Origin of the sequence: Ralstonia sp. 1138 (assembly GCF_040544795.1) — a bacterium.
Classification (GTDB): domain Bacteria; phylum Pseudomonadota; class Gammaproteobacteria; order Burkholderiales; family Burkholderiaceae; genus Ralstonia; species Ralstonia flatus.
Genome location: NZ_JBEPKQ010000002.1, coordinates 624,033 through 645,540 on the forward strand (window position 1 = coordinate 624,033; position 21,508 = coordinate 645,540).

The following is a 21,508-nucleotide window of genomic DNA, read 5'->3' on the forward strand; positions in this document are numbered from 1 at the left end:
GCGCCCCACTTATCGAAGGTGGAGACATGACCGATCTTTCCGCTGCCCGCGCGGCCGATCCCACGCCTGCCAGCGCAGCCGCGCCGGTGCGCAACAAGGTGCGCTTCGTGACGGCCGCATCGTTGTTCGACGGGCATGACGCGTCGATCAACATCATGCGGCGCATCCTGCAGTCGATGGGCTGCGAGGTGATCCACCTCGGGCACAACCGCTCGGTGGACGAGGTGGTCAACGCGGCGTTGCAGGAAGACGTGCAGGGCATTGCGGTGTCCAGCTACCAGGGCGGCCACGTCGAATACTTCAAGTACATGATCGACGCGCTGCGCGCACGCGGCGGCGAGCACATCCAGGTGTTCGGCGGCGGTGGCGGCGTGATCGTGCCGGCGGAGATCCGCGAACTGCAGGACTACGGCGTCGCGCGCATCTACAGCCCCGAAGACGGCCAGCGCATGGGCCTGGCCGGCATGATTGCCGACATGGTGCAGCGCTGCGACATCGATCTTTCCGTCTATGCGCCCGCGACGCTGGCGCCCGTCGCCAACGGCGACCGCCGCGCCCTGGCGCAGCTGATCACGGCCCTGGAATCGGGCCGCATCGACCCGGCATTGCGCGATGCCGTGCGCGCGGCTGCGGCGGCCACGCCGACGCCGGTGCTCGGCATCACGGGCACGGGCGGCGCAGGCAAGTCATCGCTCACCGATGAGCTGATCCGCCGCTTCCGGCTCGACCAGAACGACACGCTGCGCATCGCCGTCATCTCGATCGATCCGTCGCGGCGCAAGTCGGGCGGCGCCCTGCTGGGCGACCGCATTCGCATGAACGCGATCAATCACCCGAACATCTTTGTGCGCTCGCTGGCCACGCGCGAGGCGAGCCGCGAAATTTCCGACGCGCTGCCCGACGTGATTGCCGCCTGCCGCGCGGGCGGATTCGATCTCATCATCGTCGAGACCTCCGGCATCGGGCAGGGCGACGCGGCCATCGTGCCGCATGTCGATCTGTCGCTGTATGTGATGACGCCCGAGTTTGGCGCCGCCAGCCAGCTGGAGAAGATCGACATGCTCGACTTTGCCGATCTGGTGGCGATCAACAAGTTCGACCGCAAGGGCGCGCAGGATGCGTGGCGCGACGTCGCCAAGCAGGTGCAGCGCAACCGCGAGCAATGGCACGCCCGCCCCGAAGACATGCCGGTGTTCGGCACGCAGGCCTCGCACTTCAACGACGACGGCGTGACGGCGCTGTATCACGCGCTGGCCGATCGCCTGACCGAACGCGGCATGGCCCTGGCCGAACGCACGCTGCCGCGCCCGGCCGGCAAATGCTCCACCAGCCACGACGCTATCGTGCCGCCCGCGCGCGTGCGCTACCTAGCGGAGTTGGCCGATACGGTGCGCAGCTACCACCGCCGCGTCGACGCGCAAAGCCGCCTCGCGCGCGAGCGCCAGCAATTGCGTGCCAGCCACCGCATGCTGGAGCAAGCGGGCGCCACGGTGCAGACGCTGTCCGCGCTCGACAAGCAGGCGGCTGAGCGCGACGCACAGCTCGGCGCCGCCGAGCGCAAGCTGCTCGCCATGTGGCCGGACCTGCGCCGCGCGTATTCCGGCGACGAATACGTCGTCAAGATTCGCGACAAGGAAATCCGCACGCAGCTCACGCACACCACGCTGTCGGGCACGACCATCCGCAAGGTCGTGCTGCCCCCGTACGAAGACGACGGTGAAGTGCTGCGCTGGCTGATGCGCGAGAACGTGCCGGGCAGCTTTCCGTACACCGCCGGCGTGTTCGCCTTCAAGCGCGAGAACGAAGACCCGACGCGCATGTTCGCGGGCGAGGGCGATGCCTTCCGCACCAACCGGCGCTTCAAGCTCGTCTCGGAAGGCATGGAGGCCAAGCGGCTGTCCACCGCGTTCGACTCCGTCACGCTCTACGGCGAAGACCCAGCGCTGCGACCAGACATCTACGGCAAGGTCGGCAACTCCGGCGTGTCCATCGCCACGCTCGACGACATGGAGGTGCTGTACGACGGTTTTGACCTGACCAGCCCCGCCACGTCGGTGTCCATGACGATCAACGGGCCCGCGCCGACGATCCTGGCGATGTTCATGAATACCGCCATCGACCAGAACCTCGCCCGGTTCCGCGCTGACAACCAGCGCGAGCCGACGCAGGACGAAGAGGCGAAGATCCGCGCGTGGGTGCTGCAGAACGTGCGCGGCACGGTGCAGGCCGACATCCTCAAGGAAGACCAGGGGCAGAACACCTGCATCTTTTCGACGGAGTTTTCGCTCAAGGTGATGGGCGATATCCAGGAATATTTCGTGCACCACCAGGTGCGCAATTTCTACTCGGTGTCGATCTCGGGCTACCACATCGCCGAGGCGGGCGCGAACCCGATCTCGCAACTCGCCTTCACGCTCGCCAACGGTTTCACGTATGTGGAGGCGTATCTCGCGCGCGGCATGCATATCGATGACTTTGCGCCGAATCTGTCGTTCTTCTTCTCCAACGGCATGGACCCGGAATACAGCGTGCTCGGCCGCGTTGCGCGCCGCATCTGGGCGGTGACGCTGCGAGACAAGTACGGCGCGAACGAGCGCAGCCAGAAGCTGAAGTACCACGTGCAGACATCGGGCCGATCATTGCACGCGCAGGAGATTGCCTTCAACGATATCCGCACGACGCTGCAGGCGCTGATCGCCATCTACGACAACTGCAACAGCCTGCACACGAATGCCTACGACGAGGCGATCACCACGCCTACGGCCGAATCGGTGCGGCGCGCGCTGGCCATCCAGCTCATCATCAATCGCGAGTGGGGCCTGGCCAAGTGCGAGAACCCGAACCAGGGCAGCTTCATCATCGACGAGCTGACGGACCTCGTGGAAGAAGCCGTGCTGCAGGAGTTTGAGCGCATTGCCGAGCGCGGCGGTGTGCTGGGGGCGATGGAAACCGGCTACCAGCGCGGCAAGATCCAGGAAGAGTCGATGCTGTATGAGCAGCGCAAGCACGATGGCTCGCTGCCGATCATCGGTGTGAATACGTTCCGCAATCCCGACGCCGAGAGCGTGGTGCCGCCGCACATCGAACTGGCACGGTCCAGCGAGGAAGAGAAGCAGAGCCAACTCGCGCGCCTGGAAGCGTTTCATGCGCGGCATGCCCGGGAAGCGCCCGCCATGCTGCAGCGCCTGCAGCGCGCGGTGATTGACGATCAGAACGTGTTTGCCGTGCTGATGGATGCGGTGCGCGTCTGCTCGCTCGGGCAGATCACGCATGCGCTGTTCGAGGTGGGCGGGCAGTACCGGCGCAACATGTAGCCCGCACCGCGTTCAAGCATGCGTGGCGGGCGCAATCCATGCCGGCAGCGCGCCATGCCCGCCGCGCTGGGCATGCCATACCTGGCGCGCGGCTGCTGTCACGCTGTCGATGAGCGGTACGGGAACGTGGGCTTGCAGCTTCTGCGCGAGGCCCGCCAGCCCGGCACCGCCCAGCACGATCGCGTCCACGGGCTGGCGCCGCAGGACGGTCGTGCAGGCGCCGATCAAGATCTGTTCTGCCGCATCCGGCGCAGCGTATAGCGCGGCCCCGTCGAGTTCGACGGTATGGATGTCGCGCACGGTGTGGCCGCCCTCCAGCGTGGGCAGCAAGCGCTCCAGGATCGGGCCCCACGCGTGGCCGCCCGTGATGACCGCGCAACTGCCGTACGTTGCCGCTTCCATCAACGCGGCTTCCGCCAGGCCGGTGACGGGGCACGGCGCCACCTCGCGCAGCGCGAAGAGCCCCGGGTCGCCAAAGCAGCCGATGATGGCGGCGTCGATGGCTGGCTGCTCCGCCCGCGTCCATGCGTCGAGCGCGGCATGCGCGGCCACGGCGTAGCCGACTTCGGTGGCGATGTACGGCGCGCCAAACCGCGCGGTGACCGGTTCCACAATGACATCGCTGGGCAATGCGGCCTGCACGAAGCGCGTGATGGTCTGTGTGAGCGCGCTCGTGGTGTTCGGGTTGATCAACAGCAGCCGGCGCGGGCTGGGGGATTCGGTAGCGATGGTCATTGGCTCGCGTTCAGTCGGCACGCCCGGCGCTCTGGCGGCGGCGCAGTCGAACAATGGCCAGCATCGTCAACCCCATCACCATGAACGACACCACGGTGGTGAGCGTGCCCAGCGCGTAGATGGACGGCGTCGTGACGGTGGTGGTCAAGCCTTGCAGCTCGAGCGGCAGCGTGTTGACATCGCCAATCGCCTGCGAGGTGCGTGCGATCTCGTCCCAGCTCAGCGTGAAACCGAACATGCCCACGCCGATCAGCGACGGCGCAATCAGCGGCAGCACGACGTGGCGGAAGGTCTGCCACGGCGTAGCGCCCAGGTCGCGCGCGGCTTCTTCATAGGCCGGGTTGAAGCGGTTGAAGACGGCGAACATGATGAGCAGGCCGAACGGCAGCGTCCACGTGAGGTGCGCACCGAGGGCGGAGGTCCACAGGCCCAGCGACGATCCAAAGCTGTCGGCCTGCTCGCTCATGCCCATCGCGGTGAGCAGCGCCTTGATGCCCGTGTCGATGAGCCGGAACTGCAGGCCGATGCCGAGTGACACCACGATCGACGGCATGATCAGGCTGGCCACCGTCACATAGAACAGCACACCGCCGCCGCGCAGCCGCTTGCGAAACGCCAGCGCCGCCAGCAGCGAGAGCCCCATGGTCAGGGCCATCACGACCGCGCCGAGTGCCAGCGAGCGGCGGAACGCCGCGCCGATATCCACCACGCCCAGCCCCTCGGCCAGCTGGCGATACCAATGCAGCGACAGCCCGTTCATCGGGAACGTCAGCCCGCCGTCCGGGCCCTGGAAGCTGAGCGCGAAGATGGTCAGCATCGGCCCGTACAGGAACAGCACAAACAGCGCGAAGAGGCATGCCAGCGGCCAGAAGCCGGGGGCGCGTGGTTCACGAAAGCGCGCTTGCATGTCAAAGCTCCTTGCGGATGTCGACCACGCGGGTCAGGCCCCAGATGATCATCAGCACCGTCAGCAGCAGCACCACGGCGTTGGCGGCCGCCAGCGGAAATTGCAGGTACGACGTCTGCACCTGGATCATCTTGCCGACCGAGGCAATCTGCTGACCGCCCATCACGCCGACGGTGACGAAATCGCCCATCACGATGGTCAGGATGAAGATGGAGCCGATCAGGATGCCGCTGCGCGACAGCGGCACGATCACATGCCAGAGCGTCTGCCAGGCGGTGGCGCCGGCATCGCGCGCGGCTTCGAGCAACGCGCGGTCGATCCGCATCATCGAATTGAAGATCGGCACGATCATGAACATGGTGTAGAGGTGCACGTACGCCAGCAGCACCGAGAAGTTCGAATACAGCAGCCAGTCCTGCGGCTGGTCGACCAGGTGCATGGCCTGCAGCGTCTGGTTGACGAGGCCGTTGCGGCCCAGTAGCGGGATCCACGAAATCATGCGGATCACGTTGGACGTCCAGAACGGCACCGTGCAGATCACGAACAGCAGCGTCTGCACGGCCGCCGATCGCACATGGAACGCAAGGAAATACGCCAGCGCAAAACCCAACACCAGCGTGAGCGCCCAGGTGCCCAGCGCAAAGCGCAGCGTCGACAGATACGTCGACGCAGTCACGCACAGATCGCCGTATTCGTTGAGATGGCCGCAGCCTTCCCACAGCTTGGCGTAGTTGCGCAAGGTGAAGGTCGGCAGCAGCGCGTACTCGTTGAAATCCCAGAAGCTGACCATCGCGACCAGCCCCAGCGGGATGAGGAAGAACACCACGAACACCGCCGCAAACGGCAGCGCCTGCAGGCCCGGACCGACCGGGCGTCGGGCCCGGGCGGCGGGTGCATCGTTGGCCGGCGCCGACGCTGCCGACGCTGCCGACGGTTCTGACGATGTGGACGGTGCTGTGGTCGTCATGATCAGGCCGCGACGAACTCGTTCCACTTGCGGACCATGTACTCGTTCTCGTCCATGACCGCGTTCCAGCAGGCGATGCCGCCCATGCGCTGTTCGTAGCTGCCGCCGTCGCGCACGCTGCCGGCCTTGGCGAGCACATCGCCGTGCGGGCTCTTGATGTCCTTGGCGGCGGGCTTGCCTTCCATCCAGTAGGCCCACTCGTACGGCTCCATCTTGGCCTTGGCCGTTTCCAGCACGGCGCTGTAGTAGCCCTGGCGGTTCAGGTACGCACCGGCCCAGCCGTCGAGGAACCAGTTGATGAATTCATACGCCGCGTCGAGCTTCTTGCCCGACACCGTTTTCGGAATGCCAAAGCCGGCAGCCCACGCGCGATAGCCTTCCTTCAGCGGCTGGAACGTGCAGTCGATGCCCTTGCTGCGCACGGCCGTCACCGCCGGGCTCCACATCGACTGGATCACCACCTCGCCCGACGACATCAGGTTCACGCTTTCGTTGAAGTCCTTCCACAGCGCGCGGAACTGGCCGGCCTTCTTGGCTTCGATCAGCGTCTTGATGGTCAGGTCGATTTCGGCGCGGGTCATGTTGCCCTTGTCGGCGTACTTGTGCAGGCCCTTGGCTTCGACCACCATCGCCGCGTCCATGATGCCGATCGACGGAATGTTCAGGATCGACGCGCGCCCCTTGAATTCCGGGTTCAGCAGCTCGGCCCACGAGTTGATGGGGCGCTTGATGAGGTCGGGACGAATGCCCAGCGTGTCGGCGTTGTACACAGTCGGGATCAGCGTCATGAACTGCGTGGGCGAGGTCGCGAACGTGGTCGCGTTGGCGCCCGGCAGGTACATGACCTTCTTGGGTGCTGTGCCCTGGTCGCCCACTTTCTTGCCCGCCACCTCGCCCTTGGTGAACAGCGACGTGATCTTGTCCGCGTTCTTGATGCGCCGCGCGTCGATGCCCAGCAGGTTGCCGGTCGGCACGATCTTCTTGAGCGAGAAATACTCCGTGTCGATCAGGTCGAAGCTGCTTGGGGCGGTGACTGCGCGCTTGGTGATCTCATCGGTGGTGACGGCCACGTACTGCACGCGGATGCCGGTGTCGGCTTCGAATTTCTCGGCGATCAGCTTGTCCTGGTTGACCGCCGTGCCGAGGTAGCGCAGCGTCAGTTTTTCTTGCGCGTGGATCGCGGGTACGACGCCGGTGGCCAGGATGGCGGCCATGCCCTTGAGTGCGGTGCGGCGGCCGGCCTTGAAGTCGTTGGAATCGTCAGACATGTTGCAACCCCTGATAGAAAGGTGAAGGCAGCGCCTGAAGCCGTCAGGCTGCGGATTGGAATGTCGGGTCTCGGGTGTCAGGCGGCGGAGCTGGCCGGCAGACGGTGCGCCTGCGCGGCATCCCACGAAGCCCAGATGGGTTGATGCAGCGCCAGGCGTGGGATGGCGGCGTCGGTCTCGGGCAGGCTCACCGTTACGCGTTGCGAGGGCGAGAGCGCCACGCCTTCCACGCCCACCAGCACGTGCGTGCCCTGGTATTCGATGTCGCAGATGCGGCCTTGCACGCGCGGGTGGTCTCCAGCGGTGGCCTCATCGGCGTGCAGGGCCATGCGATCGATGCGCACCGCCACGGGCCCATGCGTGTCTTCCAGCAGGTTGTGTCCGCCGATGAAGGTCGCGACAAACGCGCTGGCCGGCTGGTTGTAGATCTCGCGCGGGGTGCCGGCCTGTTCGATGCGGCCGTGGTTCATCACCACCATCTGGTCGGCCAGCGCCATCGCTTCTTCCTGCGAGTGCGTGACATGCACGAACGTCAACCCCAGCTCCTGCTGCCAGCGCCGCAGCTCGGCGCGCATCTGCGTGCGCAGGAACGGGTCCAGCGCAGAGAGCGGTTCGTCCAGCAGCAGCACGCGCGGCTCCATGATCAGCGCACGTGCCAGCGCCACGCGTTGCTGCTGGCCGCCCGACAACTCGCCCGGCCGGCGCTGCGCCAGGTGGCCCATCGCCACGCGCTCGAGCAACGCCTGCGCGCGTTGGCGGCGCTCGCGTGTGTTGATGCCGCGCATCTTCAGGCTGAAGGCCACGTTGTCGAGCGCGCTCAAATGCGGAAACAGCGCGTAGCTCTGGAACATCATGGCCGTGCCGCGCGATGCCGCCGGCAGGTTGGTGATGTTGCGATGGCCCAGCAGGATGTCGCCGTCACTCACATGCTCATGGCCGGCAATCATGCGCAGCGTTGACGATTTGCCGCAGCCCGACGGGCCCAGCAGGCAGCAATAGCTGCCGGCGGGCACACGCAGGTTGATGGCATCGACCGCCACGGCGTCGTGCGCGTAACGCTTGGTCAGCGCAACGAGTTCGAGGGAGTCGGCAGCGGCAGCAGCGGCGGCGGGAGCGGTGGGGGCGCGGGTCATGTCGGGTTGGTGCAATAGGTGTGCCTGTCTGCGCGCGGCAAATTCGCGGCGCGCGGGCCGGGCATGCGTCGTTCTGGTGCGTATGGCCGCATCTGCGGGCAGTCGCGCCACATACCGGGGCAGGTGGCGCGGCCGGCTTCGCGCGGGTCAGAAGGTGTGACGCACGCCCAGCGCCACCGAGGTCTGGCTCGTGCCCGGCACACCGCCGCCGATGGCGCCCGACGTGGTGTTGACCAGCGCTTCCGTCGCGCTCGACGAGTTCTTCAGATACGCCACGTTGGCCACCAGCGTGGTGCGCTTCGACAGGCTGTACAGGCCCAGCAGCCGGTAGACCATCGAGCTGTTCGACAGCGTCGTGTTACGGCGATACAGCACGTCGGCCGAGCCGGTAAAGGCCGTGGTGAAGGCGTAGTCGACGCCGCCTTCCACTGCGTACGCCTTGCGCGCCGACATGCTGGGAATCGACTGGAACGCGCCCGTGCCGCCCACATCGGCGCGCGCCGCGCCCAGCCGCAGTTTGGTCGCGCCAAACGCATAGCTGCCGCCCACGGTGATCAGCTTGTAGAGCGAGCCGGTGCCGCTGCCATCGCGCTCCTGGTCGTAGCTGGCGGCCAGGTACAGCGGGCCGGCGCTATAGCGCCCTGCGAGGTTGAACAGCGAACCCTGCGAGATCGAGCCGGCAGCTTCGCCAAAGCCGTACATCGCGCCGAACTGCGCGCCGCCCAGGTCGGGCGACACGTACTTGACCGTGTTGTTGTAGATCTCGCTGACGGCGTCGAACTCGCTGAACTTGAAGATCGAGCCCGAGTTGTAGCCGCCTTTGAAGACGCTGCCCACCAGCCAGTCGTCGTTGAAGTTCCATTGCTTGCCGGCCGTGAGCGTGCCCGACGACGAACTCAGCCCGACATACGAATTGCGCGAGAACAGCGTGCCGTTGGACGACATGCGCCCGTTGCTGGGGTTGAAACCCGCCTGCAGGTTGAACAGCGCCTTCACGCCGCCACCGAGGTCTTCCTTGCCGCTCAGGCCGAAGTTGGACACACCGAGAATGCTGTCCGACACGCCGGTCAGGCTTTGCGAGCCGTTGCCGGCATGGTTGGTCCAGCTCACGCCGGTATCGATGACGCCCGACAGTGTCACGCTCGATTGCGCAGCGGCGACGCCAGACAGCCCGAATGCCAAGGCGGCAGCGCCCAGCTTGGTGGTGGTGCTCATGACAGGTGATCCCCCTAAATGAATTGGCGCGACCGCGTGGCCGCTCCCGGCATTGCGTTCTATGTTGAGTACAAGCTTCGTTTGGATTGTGCACAATCACGGAGGTCATCCATGCAGTAACCGTGCCATGCGAAATCGCGGGTTTTCGCCTGCTTCTGGTGCAAAACCACCTGGGGTGCAGGGAGATTTCTTGAGGATGTCGCACCAAGGTCGTCTGGATTGGCATCAGGGTTGTGCACAATCCAAGCGCGGTTTGCTCGATTAGAATGGCGAGATGCCAGTGCCTACGACCCCTCCGATCTCCCAGCCCCGCCGCAACAACGCCGAAGTCGACGCCCGCATTTCCGATGCGGTGTACGAGGCCATCCTTGAGCAGAAGCTGCCGCCGGGCACGCGCCTGGTCGAGGCACAGCTATGCAAGGCCTTTGGAATTACGCGGGGGACATTGCGCCGGGTGCTGGTGAAGCTGGCGCATGAGGGCGTGGTGGAGCTGCAGCCCAATCGCGGCGCGACCATCGCCGTGCACGACGCTGCGGAAGCGCGTCAGGTGTTTGGGGCGCGGCTGATTCTGGAAACCGGCTCGGTGCGGGAACTGGCCCAGCACGCCACCGCGGCGCAACTCGCCGAACTGCGCGCGCTGGCGGCTGCCGAACATGCCAGCCGGGAATCGGGCAACTGGCGCGAGTGGATCCGCCTGTCGGGCGATTTCCACATCCAGCTTGCCGAGGCCAACGGCAACCCCATCATCACGGCGATGCTGCGCACGCTGGTGGCGCGCACCTCGCTGCTGATCGGGCTTTATGAGTCCCCCGCACGGCCGAGCTGCGGCCATGACGAACACCTGGCCATTCTCGATGCGGTGGAGCGCCGCGACGGCGAGCGTGCCGCGCGGCTGATGGGCGAACACCTGGGTGAATACATCGCTGCGCTGGAGCTGGAGCCCCGGCAGGTGGAGGCGATCGATTTCTCGACGCTCTTCCGCCGCGTCAAGCTCTGACCGGGCGAAGCCCTAGCGCTGCATGACGGCCAGGGCCACGAGAATCCCCACCGGCGGCAACACGCACCAGAACGACAGCGTCGCAAACGCCAGCGCGCCCAGCACCGCCCCGATGGCAAAGCCGGCAAGCGGCGGCACCATCTTGCGCAACCGCGTGCGCGCAACATCCTTCTGCGTAGCGCCCGGCGACAGCAGCTCCACCACATCGATCACGATCTGCGTGGTGTTGCCCGTCATGATCGTCGTGGGGGCGTGTTCCGACAGCACGATGCGCGCCTTGGCGTTCTGCACGCCCATCGCCGCGACGCCGATCAGCCCGACAACGATGGTGGCTGGTGCATCGGGGGACTGAATCGGCAGCGCCAGCAGGCCCGCCGCCATGAAGGCCAGCAGCAGAACGGCCTGCACAAGCAGCAGCGGCCGCAGCGGCGCCACACCGCGCCGCGTGAGCGCCGTCACGGCGAGTTTGGTCGCCGCCACGGCCACCACGAACATCGGCAGCGCCAGCAGCTTGGCGAGCACGCCTTGGCCGGAGCCCGCCAGTTCCAGGCCGATCATCACGAAGTTGCCGGTGACATGCGCGGTGAACAGTCCGAACAACGCCGCGAAGCCGACCACATCCACATAGCCCGCGACGAACGCCAGCAGCGTTCCCTGCGCGATCAGGAAACGCGCTGACGCCGGTGCGGCCGTTGCCGCCGTCGCCGCTTCAGAAGGCAAAGCACGAACACCCGAAGGCGCCCCAGAAGCCGCGGAAGTCGGTGGTCGGCACATTGGCCGTGCGCGCTTTCTGGTGGGCGTGGCCGTGCACCGAACACGAACCGACGCACTGATGCACCTGCTGCTGCATAGGCGCAGCGGGCCGCCAGTGCCCCGGCACGCGCGCCACGGGCGACCACTCCGGCAGCACCGGAATCGGCGGCGGGCCGAATTCGGCAAACTCCGCGGCGCCGTAGACGATGCGGCCGCCCACCACCGTCAGCACCGATTCGATGGTCTTGATATCGGCCTCCGGCACGCTGAAGAAATCCGCCGACAACGCTGCCAGGTCGGCGAGTTGCCCGACCTTGATCTGCCCCTTGTTGCCCTGGTCTGCGGAGAACCACGCGCTGCCGTGCGTGTACAGCTCGAGCGCCACCTCGCGCGGCAGTCCTTCCGGATACAGTGCCATGCCGCCCACGGTGCGCCCGCTCGCCAGCCAGTACAGCGACGTCCACGGGTTGTAGCTTGACACGCGCGTGGCGTCGGTGCCGGCGCCCACGGGCACGCCTTCGGCCAGCATGCGCTTGATGGGCGGCGTCTGTTCGGCAGCGGCTGCGCCGTAGCGGTCGACAAAGTATTCGCCCTGGAAGGCCATGCGGTCCTGGATGGCGATGCCGCCGCCGAGTGCGCGCACGCGCTCGATGTTCTTCGGCGAAATCGTCTCGGCATGGTCGAAGAACCACGGCAGGCCGTTGAAGGGAATGTCGCGGTTCACACGCTCGAACACATCGAGCATGCGCGAGATCGATTCGTCGTAAGTAGCGTGCAGCCGGAACGGCCAGCGCTGCGCGACGAGGTGGCGCACCACGGTTTCCAGCTCCTGCTCCATCGTCTCGGGCAGGTCGGGGCGCGGTTGCAGGAAGTCTTCGAAATCAGCGGCGGAGAAGACCAGCATCTCGCCCGCGCCGTTGTGGCGGAAGAAGTCATCGCCCTGGCGGTATTGCACACTGCCGGTCCAGTTTTTGAAGTCGGCCAGCTCTTCCTTTGGCTTCTGCGTGAAGAGGTTGTAGGCGATGCGGATGGTGAGCTGGTTCTGCGCCGACAGCTCGCGGATGACCTCGTAGTCTTCCGGGTAGTTCTGAAAGCCGCCGCCCGCGTCGATGGCGCTTGTTACGCCGAGGCGGTTCAGCTCGCGCATGAACTGGCGAGTGGAGTTGACCTGGTATTCCGGCGGCAGCTTCGGCCCCTTGGCGAGCGTCGCGTACAGGATCATCGCGTTGGGCCTGGCGATCAGCATACCGGTGGGCTCGCCGGATGCGTCGCGCTGGATTTCGCCGCCGGGCGGGTTCGGCGTGTCCTTGGTGTAGCCGACCTGGCGCAGCGCCGCGCGGTTCAGCAGCGCGCGGTCGTACAGATGCAGCACGAACACGGGCGTATCGGGCGCGGCCTGGTTCAGCTCTTCGAGCGTGGGCATGCGGCGCTCGGCAAACTGGAATTCCGACCAGCCGCCCACCACGCGCACCCATTGCGGCGACGGCGTGCGGGCGGCCTGCTCCTTGAGCATGCGCATCGCGTCGGCCAGGGAGGGCACGCCTTCCCAGCGCAGCTCGAGGTTGTAGTTCAGCCCGCCCCGGATCAGGTGCAGGTGTGAATCGTTCAGGCCGGGAATGACGGTGCGCCCGCGCAGGTCGATGACCTGAGTCGTGGCACTACGCTGTGCCATCACGGTGGCATCGTCGCCCACGGCAACGAAGCGGCCGTCACGCACGGCAACGGCGCTGGCGGTGGGGCGTTCGCGGTCGACCGTATGGATGCGGCCGTTGTGCAGGATGAGGTCGGCGGTCATTGCGTCAGTATTTTGGGAAGATCGAAAAGCGTCCCGGTCCGGCGATCAGGACCGTCGTGAAGATGATCAGCAGCATCCATCCGAACTGTCCATCGGCAAGCGACCAGTCCGGATGCACCACGAGCATGGCCACGAGCAACGTGGCGATGATGGGCAGGCAGGCCAGGCGCGTGAGCACGCCAAGCGCAATCAGCAGCGGGCAAACCGTTTCCGACAGGATGGCGAGCAGCAGCGTGGGTGCGGCGCCCAGGTGGAATGGGTCTTCAATGCGCGTCAGTTCCTGGCTGTAGTGCAGCACCTTGGGCAGCCCATGCACGGCGATCAGCAGGGCGCTGCCGGTGACGCGCAGGAACAGCAGGCCGGCATGCAGGGCAACATTCGCCGCGGTGCCGGCGGGCGCGGCAGCGTGCGAGGGTTCGAGCGACAGGCGTGTCATGGCATCAGCTCGGATTGCGCGGCGTGGCGCTGCCGGATTCGCCGGTGGCAGCCAGGTCCGTGGGTGACGCCTGGGGCGGCGCTTGGCTCGGCACTTGAGGCGGTGCGCCGGTGATCTTCGGCACGCATTCGTGCCGGAACCACGCCATGGTGATCGGCTCGCCGGCCAGCAGGCGCTGCGCGGCCGGCACGATCTGTTCGCCGATCAGCATGCCGAGCAACCCGACCAGCGCGATCGCCGGTGGCGCCGGTGAGCGGACGTGCAGCAATGCATAGATGACGCCAACCAGCATGCCGACGCCAATGGAGATGAGGTAGGGCTTCACGAGGAGGGCTCCAGGATGCCAAGGGGCGGCGCGCGCAAACGGCGCCGCCCGTGCCGATCAGGTGCTGAGGAAGGCCAGCAGGTCCGCGTTGACCTTGTCTGCCTCGGTCACGCACATGCCGTGCGAGCCGCCGGGGTAGACCTTGAGCGTCCCGTTCTTCACCAGCTCCACGCCCAGCCTGGCCGAATTGTCGATCGGCACGATCTGGTCGTCGTCGCCATGCAGGAACAGCACCGGCACGTCGATCTTCTTCAGGTCTTCGGTGTAGTCGACCTCCGAGAATTCCTTGATGCACAGGTACTGGCCGTGAATGCCGCCGGTCATGCCCTGCGCCCAGAAGGCGTCGATGGTGCCCTGCGAAACCTTCGCGCCCGGCCGGTTGAAACCGAAGAACGGCGTGGCGAGATCGCGGTAGAACTGCGAGCGGTTGTCGGCCACACCCTTGCGGATGCCATCGAACACGTCCATCGGCAAGCCGTTCGGGTTGGCCGCCGTCTTCAGCATGATGGGCGGCACTGCGCCGATCAGCACGGCGCGGGCGACGCGCTTGGTGCCGTGGCGGCCGATGTAGTGCGCGACTTCGCCGCCGCCGGTGGAATGGCCGACCAGCGTGGCGCCCTGGATGTCGAGCGCATCGAGCAGCGCTGCCAGGTCGTCGGCGTAGGTGTCCATGTCGTTGCCCTGCGACGGCTGGTCGGAACGGCCATGACCGCGCCGGTCATGCGCGATGACGCGAAAACCCTTCTGCACGAGGAACAGCATCTGCGCGTCCCACGCGTCGGCATTGAGCGGCCAGCCGTGCGAGAAGACGACGGGCTTGCCGCTGCCCCAGTCCTTGTAAAAGATGCGCGTACCGTCTTGGGTGGTAATCGTTTGCATGGGAATGAGAGAGAGGAGGGTGGCTGGTTGAATGGACGACGGGGCGACGCATGCGGTTGCACATGCGTCGCCCGGCCGGAACAGCGTCTTCTTTTATAGTCGGCGGCGCGGTCAGTTGGCAGCCACGGCAGCCAGCGCCTCGTGCGGCGTCGCGGTGCGTTGCGGCGCCTTGTGCACCATCGTGTAGGCGTAGTCCACGCCCATGCCGTAGGCGCCGGAGTGCTCCTTCACCAGCTTCATGACGGCGTCGTACGTGTCGCGGTGGGCCCAGTCACGCTGCCATTCCAGCAGCACCTGTTGCCACGTCACGGGCACCACGCCGGCCTGGACCATGCGCTGCATGGCGTAGTCGTGCGCGTCCTTGGACGTACCACCGGAAGCGTCGGCCACCATGTAGATCTCGTAGTCGGCGTCGTGCATGGCCGACAGCGCGAACGTGCAATTGCACACCTCCGTCCACAGGCCCGAGACGACCACCTTCTTGCGGCCGTTCTTTGCCAGGACATCGCGCACCTTCTGGTCGTCCCAGGAGTTCATCGAGGTGCGTTCGAGCAGCGGCTGATCCGGAAACACATCGAGCAGCTCCGGATAGGTGTAGCCCGAGAAGCTCTGCGATTCGACAGTCGTAATGGTGGTGGGGATGTTGAAGATTTTGGCGGCCTTGGCAAGGCCAACGGTGTTGTTCTTCAGGACCTGGCGATCGATCGACTGCACGCCGAAGGCCATTTGCGGCTGGTGGTCGATGAAGATCAATTGACAGTTCTGCGGGGTAAGGACTTCCAGCTTGGGATTCATGGCCGTATCCGATTTCCGATAGGAGATGCGAGGGGGGATGCTGCAGACCTGTCGCCGCATCGGCGCGGCGCGATCAACGGCCCATCCATGATAGGAAGTTGCGTTCGAGGTGCAACGCCTCAATCGGCGAGTGCAGTTTTTGCGATTGCCGAACAATCGCCGCGACGTTCCGAAACATTCGGTCGGTACCCTGGACCCGCGCGCCGGTCGTGGGATTCGGCGCGCGTGGCCGTCAGCGACGTCAGCGGATCCAGCCGCGCTCGATGAGGGGCTTGTCCCAAGCCAGCTCGCCGGCATGGTGGCTGGCCAGGCAATCGATCAGCGCGCACACCTTGACGGCCTGGCGCTGCGTCGCCGGATACACGGCCGAGAAATGCAGCGGTGTCAGGTCGTAATCGGCCAGCACCGGCACGAGCCGCCCGGCGACCAGGTCGTCGCTGATGACGAGCGTGGGCAGGCAGGCGATGCCGGCGCTGGTCAGGGCGTAGTCGCGCAGCAGATGCACGGAGTTGGAGCGCACCTGCTCGGGCAGGTCCATCGCGGGGAGGGTTTCGCCATTGCGCGAGAACACCCAGCGCTTGCGTGTCGGGTAGCCCGAGTACAGCGCCAGCGAATGCTGCAGCAGGTCGGCCGGCTGCTGCGGCAGGCCGTACTCTTCCACGTACGCGGGCGTGGCGCAGAACATGCGCCGCAGCGTGAACAGGCGCCGCTCGATCAGCGAATCGTTGATGGGCGGGAAGATCTGGAACACCACGTCGAACCCTTCGGCAATCGGGTCGACCACGCTGTCGTCCACCACCACGTCGAGCTGGATATCGGGGTACTGCGCCCCGAACCGGGCCAGCGGCTCGGCAAAGTGGCTGAGCGCGTAGCCGGGCAGCATGCGGATGCGCAGCTTGCCGGCCGGCGTGGCGCGCAGGCCGCGCATCTGGTCGGTGAGGTCCGTCAGCATGCAGACGGCCTCGGCGCATTGCTTGTAATAGGTCTCGCCCACTTCGGATAGGCGCACATGCCGCGTGCTGCGGTGAAACAGCGGCGCTTCGATAAAGCGCTCCAACTGCTGCACGCGGTTGGTGACCACCGAGTTGGTCACGCCCAACTGGCGGGCGGCTTCAGCAAAGCTGCGCGTTTCTGCCACGCGCACGAAGGCTTCGATACTGAGAAAACGGTCCATTTGCAGCGTCCTGGCGCCTGAGGTGAAAGGGGGGCGCGACGCCGGCCATCATACGGCGAACCGGTGAAATGTGACGGGAGCGTCAGGGAGGCTTTTCTGCCCGTCGTCGCGTCGTTTATCCTCTGCAATCTGTTGCATTTCATCTTCCATTCCAATACCAAGCGAGGAGCAGTTCATGGCAATTCAAGTCGTCGGCATCGTCGGTGCCGGAACAATGGGCAACGGCATTGCGCAAGCGTGCGCCGTGGTCGGGCTGGATGTGGTGATGGTGGACATCAGCGATGCCGCCGTGCAGAAAGGCATTGCCACCGTGGCCGGCAGCCTGGACCGCCTCATCAAGAAGGAAAAGCTGACCGAAGCCGACAAGGCCGCAGCGCTCGCCCGCATTCAGGGCTCCACGTCGTACGACGACCTCAAGCGCGCCGACCTCGTCATCGAGGCCGCCACGGAGAACTTCGACCTGAAGGTGAAGATCCTCAAGCAGCTCGAAGCTGCCGCTGCGCCGCACGCGATCGTGGCGTCGAACACGTCGTCCATCTCGATCACCAAGCTGGCCGCCGTGCTGCAAGACGCCAGCCGCTTCATCGGCATGCACTTCTTCAACCCGGTGCCGATGATGGCGTTGGTGGAAGTCATCCGCGGCCTGCAGACGAGCGATGCCACGCACGCGGCGGTGGAAGCGCTGGCCAAGCAGCTCGGCAAGACGCCGATTACGGTCAAGAACAGCCCGGGCTTTGTCGTCAACCGCATCCTGTGCCCGATGATCAACGAGGCGTTCTGCGTGCTGGGCGAGGGTCTGGCTTCGCCGGAGGAGATCGACGAAGGCATGAAGCTCGGCTGCAATCATCCGATCGGGCCGCTGGCGCTGGCCGACATGATCGGCCTGGACACCATGCTGGCTGTGATGGAAGTGCTGTACACCGAATTCGGCGATCCGAAATACCGCCCGGCTATGCTGATGCGCGAAATGGTGGCCGCCGGCTACCTCGGCCGCAAGACCGGCCGCGGTGTGTACGACTATCGCAAGTGAGCCAATCCCGCACCGCATCGGAGCCGTCCATGTCGATCTATACGTATCAGGTGCTGTGGGCTGACCTGGACGGCAACCAGCATCTCAAAAACACGCGCTACATCGACTACGCGTCGCACAGCCGCTTTCGTTTTCTGACCGAGCAGGGCTTTGGCCCGAAGGCCTTCGCGCAGCACAAGCTCGGGCCGGTGGTGTTTGAAGACCGTGTCAGCTACCGCAAGGAACTGCGCCTCATGGATGCCTTTACCGTGAGTGTGGAGACCGCCGGCCGCAACGAACGCGGTTCGCGTTTCATCATGGTCAACCGCATCCGCAATGAAGCGGGCGACCTGTGTGCCGAAATCACCAGCATGTGCGCGTGGTTTGACCTTGCCGAGCGCAAAGTTGCCGCGCCACCACCGGCGCTGTTCGACGTGATGGAACGCACGCCCCGTACGGACGACTACCGGCTGCTGTAACGGCTGTCCGCCAACTGTCAGGCCGGATTCGCGCAAACTGTCTGCAAGTGTGCATGGAGACGGTGTGGCGGTGCGTTGAAGATGACGCATCGCCACACCGCCTTTTTTCTTCCCCAACACTTCGGACGCCACCATGTCGCGCTACGCCTTCCGCCTGCTCAACGTCTTTGCCGAATCCACCTTTGGCGGCAACCAGCTCGCCGTGTTTGAAGACGGGCGCGGCCTGGATGACGCCACCATGCAGGCCATCGGACGCCAGTTCAACCTGTCCGAAATCACCTTCATCTTTCCCGACGAGGCCGATGGCGCCACGGCGCGCTTCCGCATCTTCACGCCCGATTACGAGATGCCGTTTGCTGGCCACCCGTCGCTGGGTACCGCGCAGGTGGTGCGCGAACTGTATGGCCCCGGCAATGAGCTGACGTTGCGTTGCCCGTCGGGCATCGTGTCGCTGACGGCGCAGGACGACGGGTGGTCGCTGGTGCCGCCGCGCTCCGGTGCCCTGAGTACGCGGGAGGCGGACCCGGCCATCGCCGGCATGCTGGGCTTGGATGCCGATGCGCTGGCAGGTCCACCGCTGTGGGTGGATGCCGGTATCGAACAGTTGATGGTGCCCGTCAAGACACGCGCTGACGTCGACCGCGCCCGCCCCGATCTGTCGGTGTTCGACGCGTGGCCGCGCAGCCGCAATGATGGGCGCAACGCGTATGTCTTCACCATGCCGAAGCCCGGCAGCAATGATCCGGTGGTGTCGCGCTTCTTCTTCGAATACGGCACCGGCATGCTCGAAGACCCGGGCACCGGCTCGGCGTGTGCCAACCTCGGCGGCTGGCTGCGCGCGACGGGCCATGCGTTGCCGGCCAGTTACCGCATCGAGCAGGGCGCTGCAGTGGGACGACCCTGCCACCTCACGCTGCGGGTGGATGCCGACGGCACGATCCACGTCGGCGGCCGCGTGATCGAAATCGGCCGCGGCACGTTGACGATTTAATCGGCGGCGCCCAGCTGCTTGCAGAAGAACGTCGTCCCGCAGAACGCGCCGTCCGGCATCAGCGCGTAGTTGGGCACCACGCCTACGCGCTGCCAGCCGGCGCGTGCGTACAGCCGCTCGGCGTCGCCGCCCGTCACGGTGTCGAGCACGAGCACCGTCTTGCCCTCGGTGCGCGCCTCGTCTTCGATGGCCGCCATCAATCGCTGCGCCAGGCCCTGACGGCGCGCGCGGCGGTGCACGAGCATCTTGGCGACGTCAGCACGGTGCGGCTGGTTTTCCGGCTGCGCGAGTACCAACTGAACGGTGCCGTGGATGGCGCCCGCCGCATCTTCGGCAATCAGCAAGGCACGCTCGCCCCTCGCCACGCCATCGGCCACGCCGCGCCAGAACGCCCGCGCCTTGTCGAGCGACAACGGCGCCATGAAACTGACCGACGCGCCACCCTCCACGCAATCGACGAGCACATCGGCCAAGGCATCGACGCACGCGCTTGCCTCGTTGGCGCCCACGCGGCGGATGGTCAGGGTGTCGGTCATCAGGGCCTCCAGTGGGCAGCGGATACGGTTGTGAGTGCGACGAGATAGCGGGCCGGCCGCCGCGTGGGGTTGTGATAGACGATCGGACAGTCCAGCCGCATGGTCAGGCAATCGCCTGCGTTGAGGCGCCAGTGCGCGTCGCCCACGGTCATTTCCATCGTGCCTTCGATGATCCACACCTGCTGGTGGATTTCGGCATCGCGCGCGCCGGTGTCGTAGGCGACGCGCTGGCCGGGCGGAAAGTGCACCTCCACGAGCTGCAGCGGCGAACGCGCTGCCGGCGACAGGTTGCGCCGCACGTAGCCGGAGGCGGGGTCCGTCCACTCCGGCTGCTCCGCCGCGCGCGATACGGGTGAGGGCTCCGCGGCTGGCGCCGCACCGTCTTCGAACAATGAGGCCAGCGTCACGCCCAGCGCGGAGCTGAGCCGATCGAGCACCGCAGCGGTCGGGCTGCTCCGGCCGCGCTCGATCAGGGAGATGGCCGATCGGCTGACCTGGCTGCGTTCGGCTAGCGCGTCGAGCGAGAGCCCCTGGGCGTCGCGCAGTTCGCGCAGGCGCTGGGCGATACGTTGATGGATGTCCATGCATTCCAGTTTAATGGAATTTTGCATCTAGTAAACTGGAATATGAGGCGATGAATGATTGGCCTTGCTGAGGGTAGTGCCTTGCGCAACCGTCGGCTGAATCTTGCGATTGCTGCTAGATTGCCCAGCCACGCAAATTTTTTTCGCCGTTTTCTAGACGATTGGTCTACAGGAGATTGCCATGCCGCAACGTGAAGCCGTCAATCGCCGCATCGTTCTTGCCAGCCGCCCCAGCGGTACGCCTTCGCTCGACAACTTCCGCATCGAAGAGACTGCCGTGCCCACGCCGCAGGACGGCCAGGTGCTGCTGCGCACGCTGTACCTGTCGCTCGACCCTTACATGCGCAATCTGATGGACGAGGTCGGCCCCGGCTACGCGCCGCCCGTCGAGGTGGGCGCGCCCATGGTGGGCGGTACCGTCAGCCGCGTGGTGGCATCGCGGGACGCACGGTTTCGCGAGGGCGATGTGGTGCTCGGCGCGGCGGGCTGGCAGGACTATGCCGTTGCGGCCGGTGAAGAGTTGACCGCGCTGGGCGATATGCCGGAGCCATCGCTGGCGCTGGGCGGGCTTGGCATGCCTGCCTTTACGGCGTACGTCGGTCTGCTCGACATTGGCGAGCCCAAGCCCGGCGAAACCGTGGTGGTGGCCGCGGCCACGGGCGCGGTCGGTGCGGTGGTCGGACAGCTTGCCAAGCTCAAGGGCGCGCGCGTGGTCGGCATTGCCGGCGGCGCAGACAAATGCCGCTACGCCGTCGACACGCTCGGCTTTGACGCTTGCCTGGACCGCCGCCAACCCGACCTCGCGAAGCGCCTGGCCCAGGCCTGCCCCGACGGCATCGACGTGTACTTCGAAAACGTGGGTGGCGAGGTGTTCGACGCGGTGCTGCCGCTGCTGAACATCGGCGCGCGTGTGCCGGTGTGCGGCTTCATTTCGCACTACAACGACGAGGCCGCCGCCGGGCCAGACCGTCTGCCCAAGGTCACCGCGACCGTGCTGCAGAAGCGCGTGCGCATGCAGGGCTTCATCATCCTCGACCACTACGCCAGTCGCTACGACGCGTTCCAGCGCGACATGGCCGCGTGGGTGGCGGCCGGCAAGGTGAAGGTGCGCGAAGACCGCGTCGACGGGCTGGAGAACGCCCCGGCCGCGTTCCTCGGCCTGCTCGAAGGACGCAACTTCGGCAAGCTCGTGGTGCGCGTGGCCGAGGCGTGATCG

Annotated in this window: 21 protein-coding genes; 6 read left to right on the top strand and 15 right to left on the bottom strand. The window is 66.0% G+C overall.

All coding sequences use genetic code 11. The features are described 5' to 3' along the window. Window positions 1–26 precede the first annotated feature (26 nt). The gene (gene icmF, locus ABIC76_RS10600; protein WP_354533930.1) at window positions 27–3,314 is read left to right on the top strand and encodes a fused isobutyryl-CoA mutase/GTPase IcmF; all 3,288 of its coding nucleotides are present in this window, start codon (window positions 27–29) and stop codon (window positions 3,312–3,314) included. Between the two features lie 12 nt (window positions 3,315–3,326). Here icmF and ABIC76_RS10605 read toward each other — a convergent pair whose 3' ends face one another. From ABIC76_RS10605 to ABIC76_RS10630, 6 genes are all read right to left on the bottom strand, one after another. Then, window positions 3,327–4,049, bottom strand: coding sequence for an aspartate/glutamate racemase family protein (locus ABIC76_RS10605; RefSeq protein ID WP_354533931.1), 723 nt, complete (start codon window positions 4,047–4,049; stop codon window positions 3,327–3,329). A gap of 10 nt (window positions 4,050–4,059) precedes the next feature. Next, window positions 4,060–4,956 carry an ABC transporter permease gene (locus ABIC76_RS10610; RefSeq protein ID WP_102064320.1) on the bottom strand — a complete coding sequence of 299 codons (897 nt, stop codon included), beginning with the start codon at window positions 4,954–4,956 and terminating at the stop codon, window positions 4,060–4,062. Window position 4,957: 1 nt separating this feature from the next. Further along, complete coding sequence (locus tag ABIC76_RS10615) at window positions 4,958–5,923, bottom strand: ABC transporter permease (RefSeq protein WP_354533932.1); 966 nt, start codon at window positions 5,921–5,923, stop codon at window positions 4,958–4,960. 2 nt (window positions 5,924–5,925) lie between these two features. After that, window positions 5,926–7,191, bottom strand: coding sequence for an ABC transporter substrate-binding protein (locus tag ABIC76_RS10620; RefSeq protein WP_102064322.1), 1,266 nt, complete (start codon window positions 7,189–7,191; stop codon window positions 5,926–5,928). A gap of 77 nt (window positions 7,192–7,268) precedes the next feature. After that, window positions 7,269–8,324 carry an ABC transporter ATP-binding protein gene (locus ABIC76_RS10625; protein WP_354533933.1) on the bottom strand — a complete coding sequence of 352 codons (1,056 nt, stop codon included), beginning with the start codon at window positions 8,322–8,324 and terminating at the stop codon, window positions 7,269–7,271. Window positions 8,325–8,471: 147 nt separating this feature from the next. Next, complete coding sequence (locus ABIC76_RS10630) at window positions 8,472–9,539, bottom strand: porin (protein WP_354533934.1); 1,068 nt, start codon at window positions 9,537–9,539, stop codon at window positions 8,472–8,474. A gap of 280 nt (window positions 9,540–9,819) precedes the next feature. Between ABIC76_RS10630 and ABIC76_RS10635 the strand changes: the two genes are divergently transcribed. Further along, a complete protein-coding gene (locus tag ABIC76_RS10635) occupies window positions 9,820–10,536 on the top strand; it encodes a GntR family transcriptional regulator (protein ID WP_354533935.1) in 717 nt (238 codons plus the stop codon). A 12-nt stretch (window positions 10,537–10,548) separates the two neighbouring features. Here ABIC76_RS10635 and ABIC76_RS10640 read toward each other — a convergent pair whose 3' ends face one another. The 7 genes from ABIC76_RS10640 to ABIC76_RS10670 all read right to left on the bottom strand — a co-directional run bounded on the left by ABIC76_RS10640 (window position 10,549) and on the right by ABIC76_RS10670 (window position 16,693). Beyond that, window positions 10,549–11,256, bottom strand: a complete 708-nt coding sequence (locus ABIC76_RS10640) for a YoaK family protein (RefSeq protein ID WP_354533936.1) — start codon at window positions 11,254–11,256, stop codon at window positions 10,549–10,551. Next, the gene (locus ABIC76_RS10645) at window positions 11,246–13,084 is read right to left on the bottom strand and encodes an amidohydrolase (RefSeq protein WP_354533937.1); all 1,839 of its coding nucleotides are present in this window, start codon (window positions 13,082–13,084) and stop codon (window positions 11,246–11,248) included. Before ABIC76_RS10645 ends, ABIC76_RS10640 begins: the two co-directional genes overlap by 11 nt. A 4-nt stretch (window positions 13,085–13,088) precedes the next feature. Then, window positions 13,089–13,520, bottom strand: coding sequence for a DoxX family protein (locus ABIC76_RS10650; protein ID WP_354533939.1), 432 nt, complete (start codon window positions 13,518–13,520; stop codon window positions 13,089–13,091). 4 nt (window positions 13,521–13,524) lie between these two features. Further along, complete coding sequence (locus ABIC76_RS10655; protein ID WP_354533940.1) at window positions 13,525–13,845, bottom strand: XapX domain-containing protein; 321 nt, start codon at window positions 13,843–13,845, stop codon at window positions 13,525–13,527. A 57-nt stretch (window positions 13,846–13,902) separates the two neighbouring features. Next, the gene (locus ABIC76_RS10660; RefSeq protein WP_354533941.1) at window positions 13,903–14,724 is read right to left on the bottom strand and encodes an alpha/beta fold hydrolase; all 822 of its coding nucleotides are present in this window, start codon (window positions 14,722–14,724) and stop codon (window positions 13,903–13,905) included. A gap of 111 nt (window positions 14,725–14,835) precedes the next feature. After that, window positions 14,836–15,519, bottom strand: a complete 684-nt coding sequence (locus ABIC76_RS10665; protein WP_354533942.1) for a hydrolase — start codon at window positions 15,517–15,519, stop codon at window positions 14,836–14,838. Between the two features lie 241 nt (window positions 15,520–15,760). Then, on the bottom strand, window positions 15,761–16,693 hold the full coding sequence (locus ABIC76_RS10670) for a LysR family transcriptional regulator (RefSeq protein ID WP_354533943.1): 933 nt from the start codon (window positions 16,691–16,693) through the stop codon (window positions 15,761–15,763). 175 nt (window positions 16,694–16,868) lie between these two features. On the opposite strand from ABIC76_RS10670, the gene ABIC76_RS10675 reads away from it, so the two are divergent. The 3 genes from ABIC76_RS10675 to ABIC76_RS10685 all read left to right on the top strand — a co-directional run bounded on the left by ABIC76_RS10675 (window position 16,869) and on the right by ABIC76_RS10685 (window position 19,172). Next, window positions 16,869–17,723, top strand: coding sequence for a 3-hydroxybutyryl-CoA dehydrogenase (locus ABIC76_RS10675; protein ID WP_009239280.1), 855 nt, complete (start codon window positions 16,869–16,871; stop codon window positions 17,721–17,723). A 29-nt stretch (window positions 17,724–17,752) separates the two neighbouring features. After that, window positions 17,753–18,181 (top strand): acyl-CoA thioesterase, encoded by a 429-nt coding sequence (locus tag ABIC76_RS10680; RefSeq protein ID WP_354533944.1) that lies wholly within the window; start codon window positions 17,753–17,755, stop codon window positions 18,179–18,181. A gap of 133 nt (window positions 18,182–18,314) precedes the next feature. After that, entirely contained in the window at window positions 18,315–19,172 is an 858-nt protein-coding gene (locus ABIC76_RS10685; protein ID WP_102064333.1) for a PhzF family phenazine biosynthesis protein, read from the top strand. On the opposite strand, the gene ABIC76_RS10690 is transcribed toward ABIC76_RS10685, so the two are convergent. After that, window positions 19,169–19,708, bottom strand: coding sequence for a GNAT family N-acetyltransferase (locus ABIC76_RS10690; protein ID WP_102064334.1), 540 nt, complete (start codon window positions 19,706–19,708; stop codon window positions 19,169–19,171). The genes ABIC76_RS10685 and ABIC76_RS10690 overlap by 4 nt on opposite strands. Further along, entirely contained in the window at window positions 19,708–20,292 is a 585-nt protein-coding gene (locus tag ABIC76_RS10695) for a helix-turn-helix domain-containing protein (protein ID WP_354534216.1), read from the bottom strand. The genes ABIC76_RS10690 and ABIC76_RS10695 overlap by 1 nt, the downstream gene beginning before the upstream one ends. A 181-nt stretch (window positions 20,293–20,473) precedes the next feature. Between ABIC76_RS10695 and curA the strand changes: the two genes are divergently transcribed. After that, window positions 20,474–21,505, top strand: a complete 1,032-nt coding sequence (curA, locus tag ABIC76_RS10700; protein WP_354533945.1) for an NADPH-dependent curcumin/dihydrocurcumin reductase — start codon at window positions 20,474–20,476, stop codon at window positions 21,503–21,505. Window positions 21,506–21,508 lie beyond the last annotated feature (3 nt).

Coding starts and splice junctions, on each gene's coding strand:
- icmF (WP_354533930.1), top strand. CDS start 27: ATGACCGATCTTTCCGCTGCCCGCGCGGCCGATCCCACGCCTGCCAGC.
- ABIC76_RS10605 (WP_354533931.1), bottom strand. CDS start 4,049: ATGACCATCGCTACCGAATCCCCCAGCCCGCGCCGGCTGCTGTTGATC.
- ABIC76_RS10610 (WP_102064320.1), bottom strand. CDS start 4,956: ATGCAAGCGCGCTTTCGTGAACCACGCGCCCCCGGCTTCTGGCCGCTG.
- ABIC76_RS10615 (WP_354533932.1), bottom strand. CDS start 5,923: ATGACGACCACAGCACCGTCCACATCGTCAGAACCGTCGGCAGCGTCG.
- ABIC76_RS10620 (WP_102064322.1), bottom strand. CDS start 7,191: ATGTCTGACGATTCCAACGACTTCAAGGCCGGCCGCCGCACCGCACTC.
- ABIC76_RS10625 (WP_354533933.1), bottom strand. CDS start 8,324: ATGACCCGCGCCCCCACCGCTCCCGCCGCCGCTGCTGCCGCTGCCGAC.
- ABIC76_RS10630 (WP_354533934.1), bottom strand. CDS start 9,539: ATGAGCACCACCACCAAGCTGGGCGCTGCCGCCTTGGCATTCGGGCTG.
- ABIC76_RS10645 (WP_354533937.1), bottom strand. CDS start 13,084: ATGACCGCCGACCTCATCCTGCACAACGGCCGCATCCATACGGTCGAC.
- ABIC76_RS10650 (WP_354533939.1), bottom strand. CDS start 13,520: ATGACACGCCTGTCGCTCGAACCCTCGCACGCTGCCGCGCCCGCCGGC.
- ABIC76_RS10660 (WP_354533941.1), bottom strand. CDS start 14,724: ATGCAAACGATTACCACCCAAGACGGTACGCGCATCTTTTACAAGGAC.
- ABIC76_RS10665 (WP_354533942.1), bottom strand. CDS start 15,519: ATGAATCCCAAGCTGGAAGTCCTTACCCCGCAGAACTGTCAATTGATC.
- ABIC76_RS10670 (WP_354533943.1), bottom strand. CDS start 16,693: ATGGACCGTTTTCTCAGTATCGAAGCCTTCGTGCGCGTGGCAGAAACG.
- ABIC76_RS10675 (WP_009239280.1), top strand. CDS start 16,869: ATGGCAATTCAAGTCGTCGGCATCGTCGGTGCCGGAACAATGGGCAAC.
- ABIC76_RS10680 (WP_354533944.1), top strand. CDS start 17,753: ATGTCGATCTATACGTATCAGGTGCTGTGGGCTGACCTGGACGGCAAC.
- ABIC76_RS10685 (WP_102064333.1), top strand. CDS start 18,315: ATGTCGCGCTACGCCTTCCGCCTGCTCAACGTCTTTGCCGAATCCACC.
- ABIC76_RS10690 (WP_102064334.1), bottom strand. CDS start 19,708: ATGACCGACACCCTGACCATCCGCCGCGTGGGCGCCAACGAGGCAAGC.
- ABIC76_RS10695 (WP_354534216.1), bottom strand. CDS start 20,292: ATGGACATCCATCAACGTATCGCCCAGCGCCTGCGCGAACTGCGCGAC.
- curA (WP_354533945.1), top strand. CDS start 20,474: ATGCCGCAACGTGAAGCCGTCAATCGCCGCATCGTTCTTGCCAGCCGC.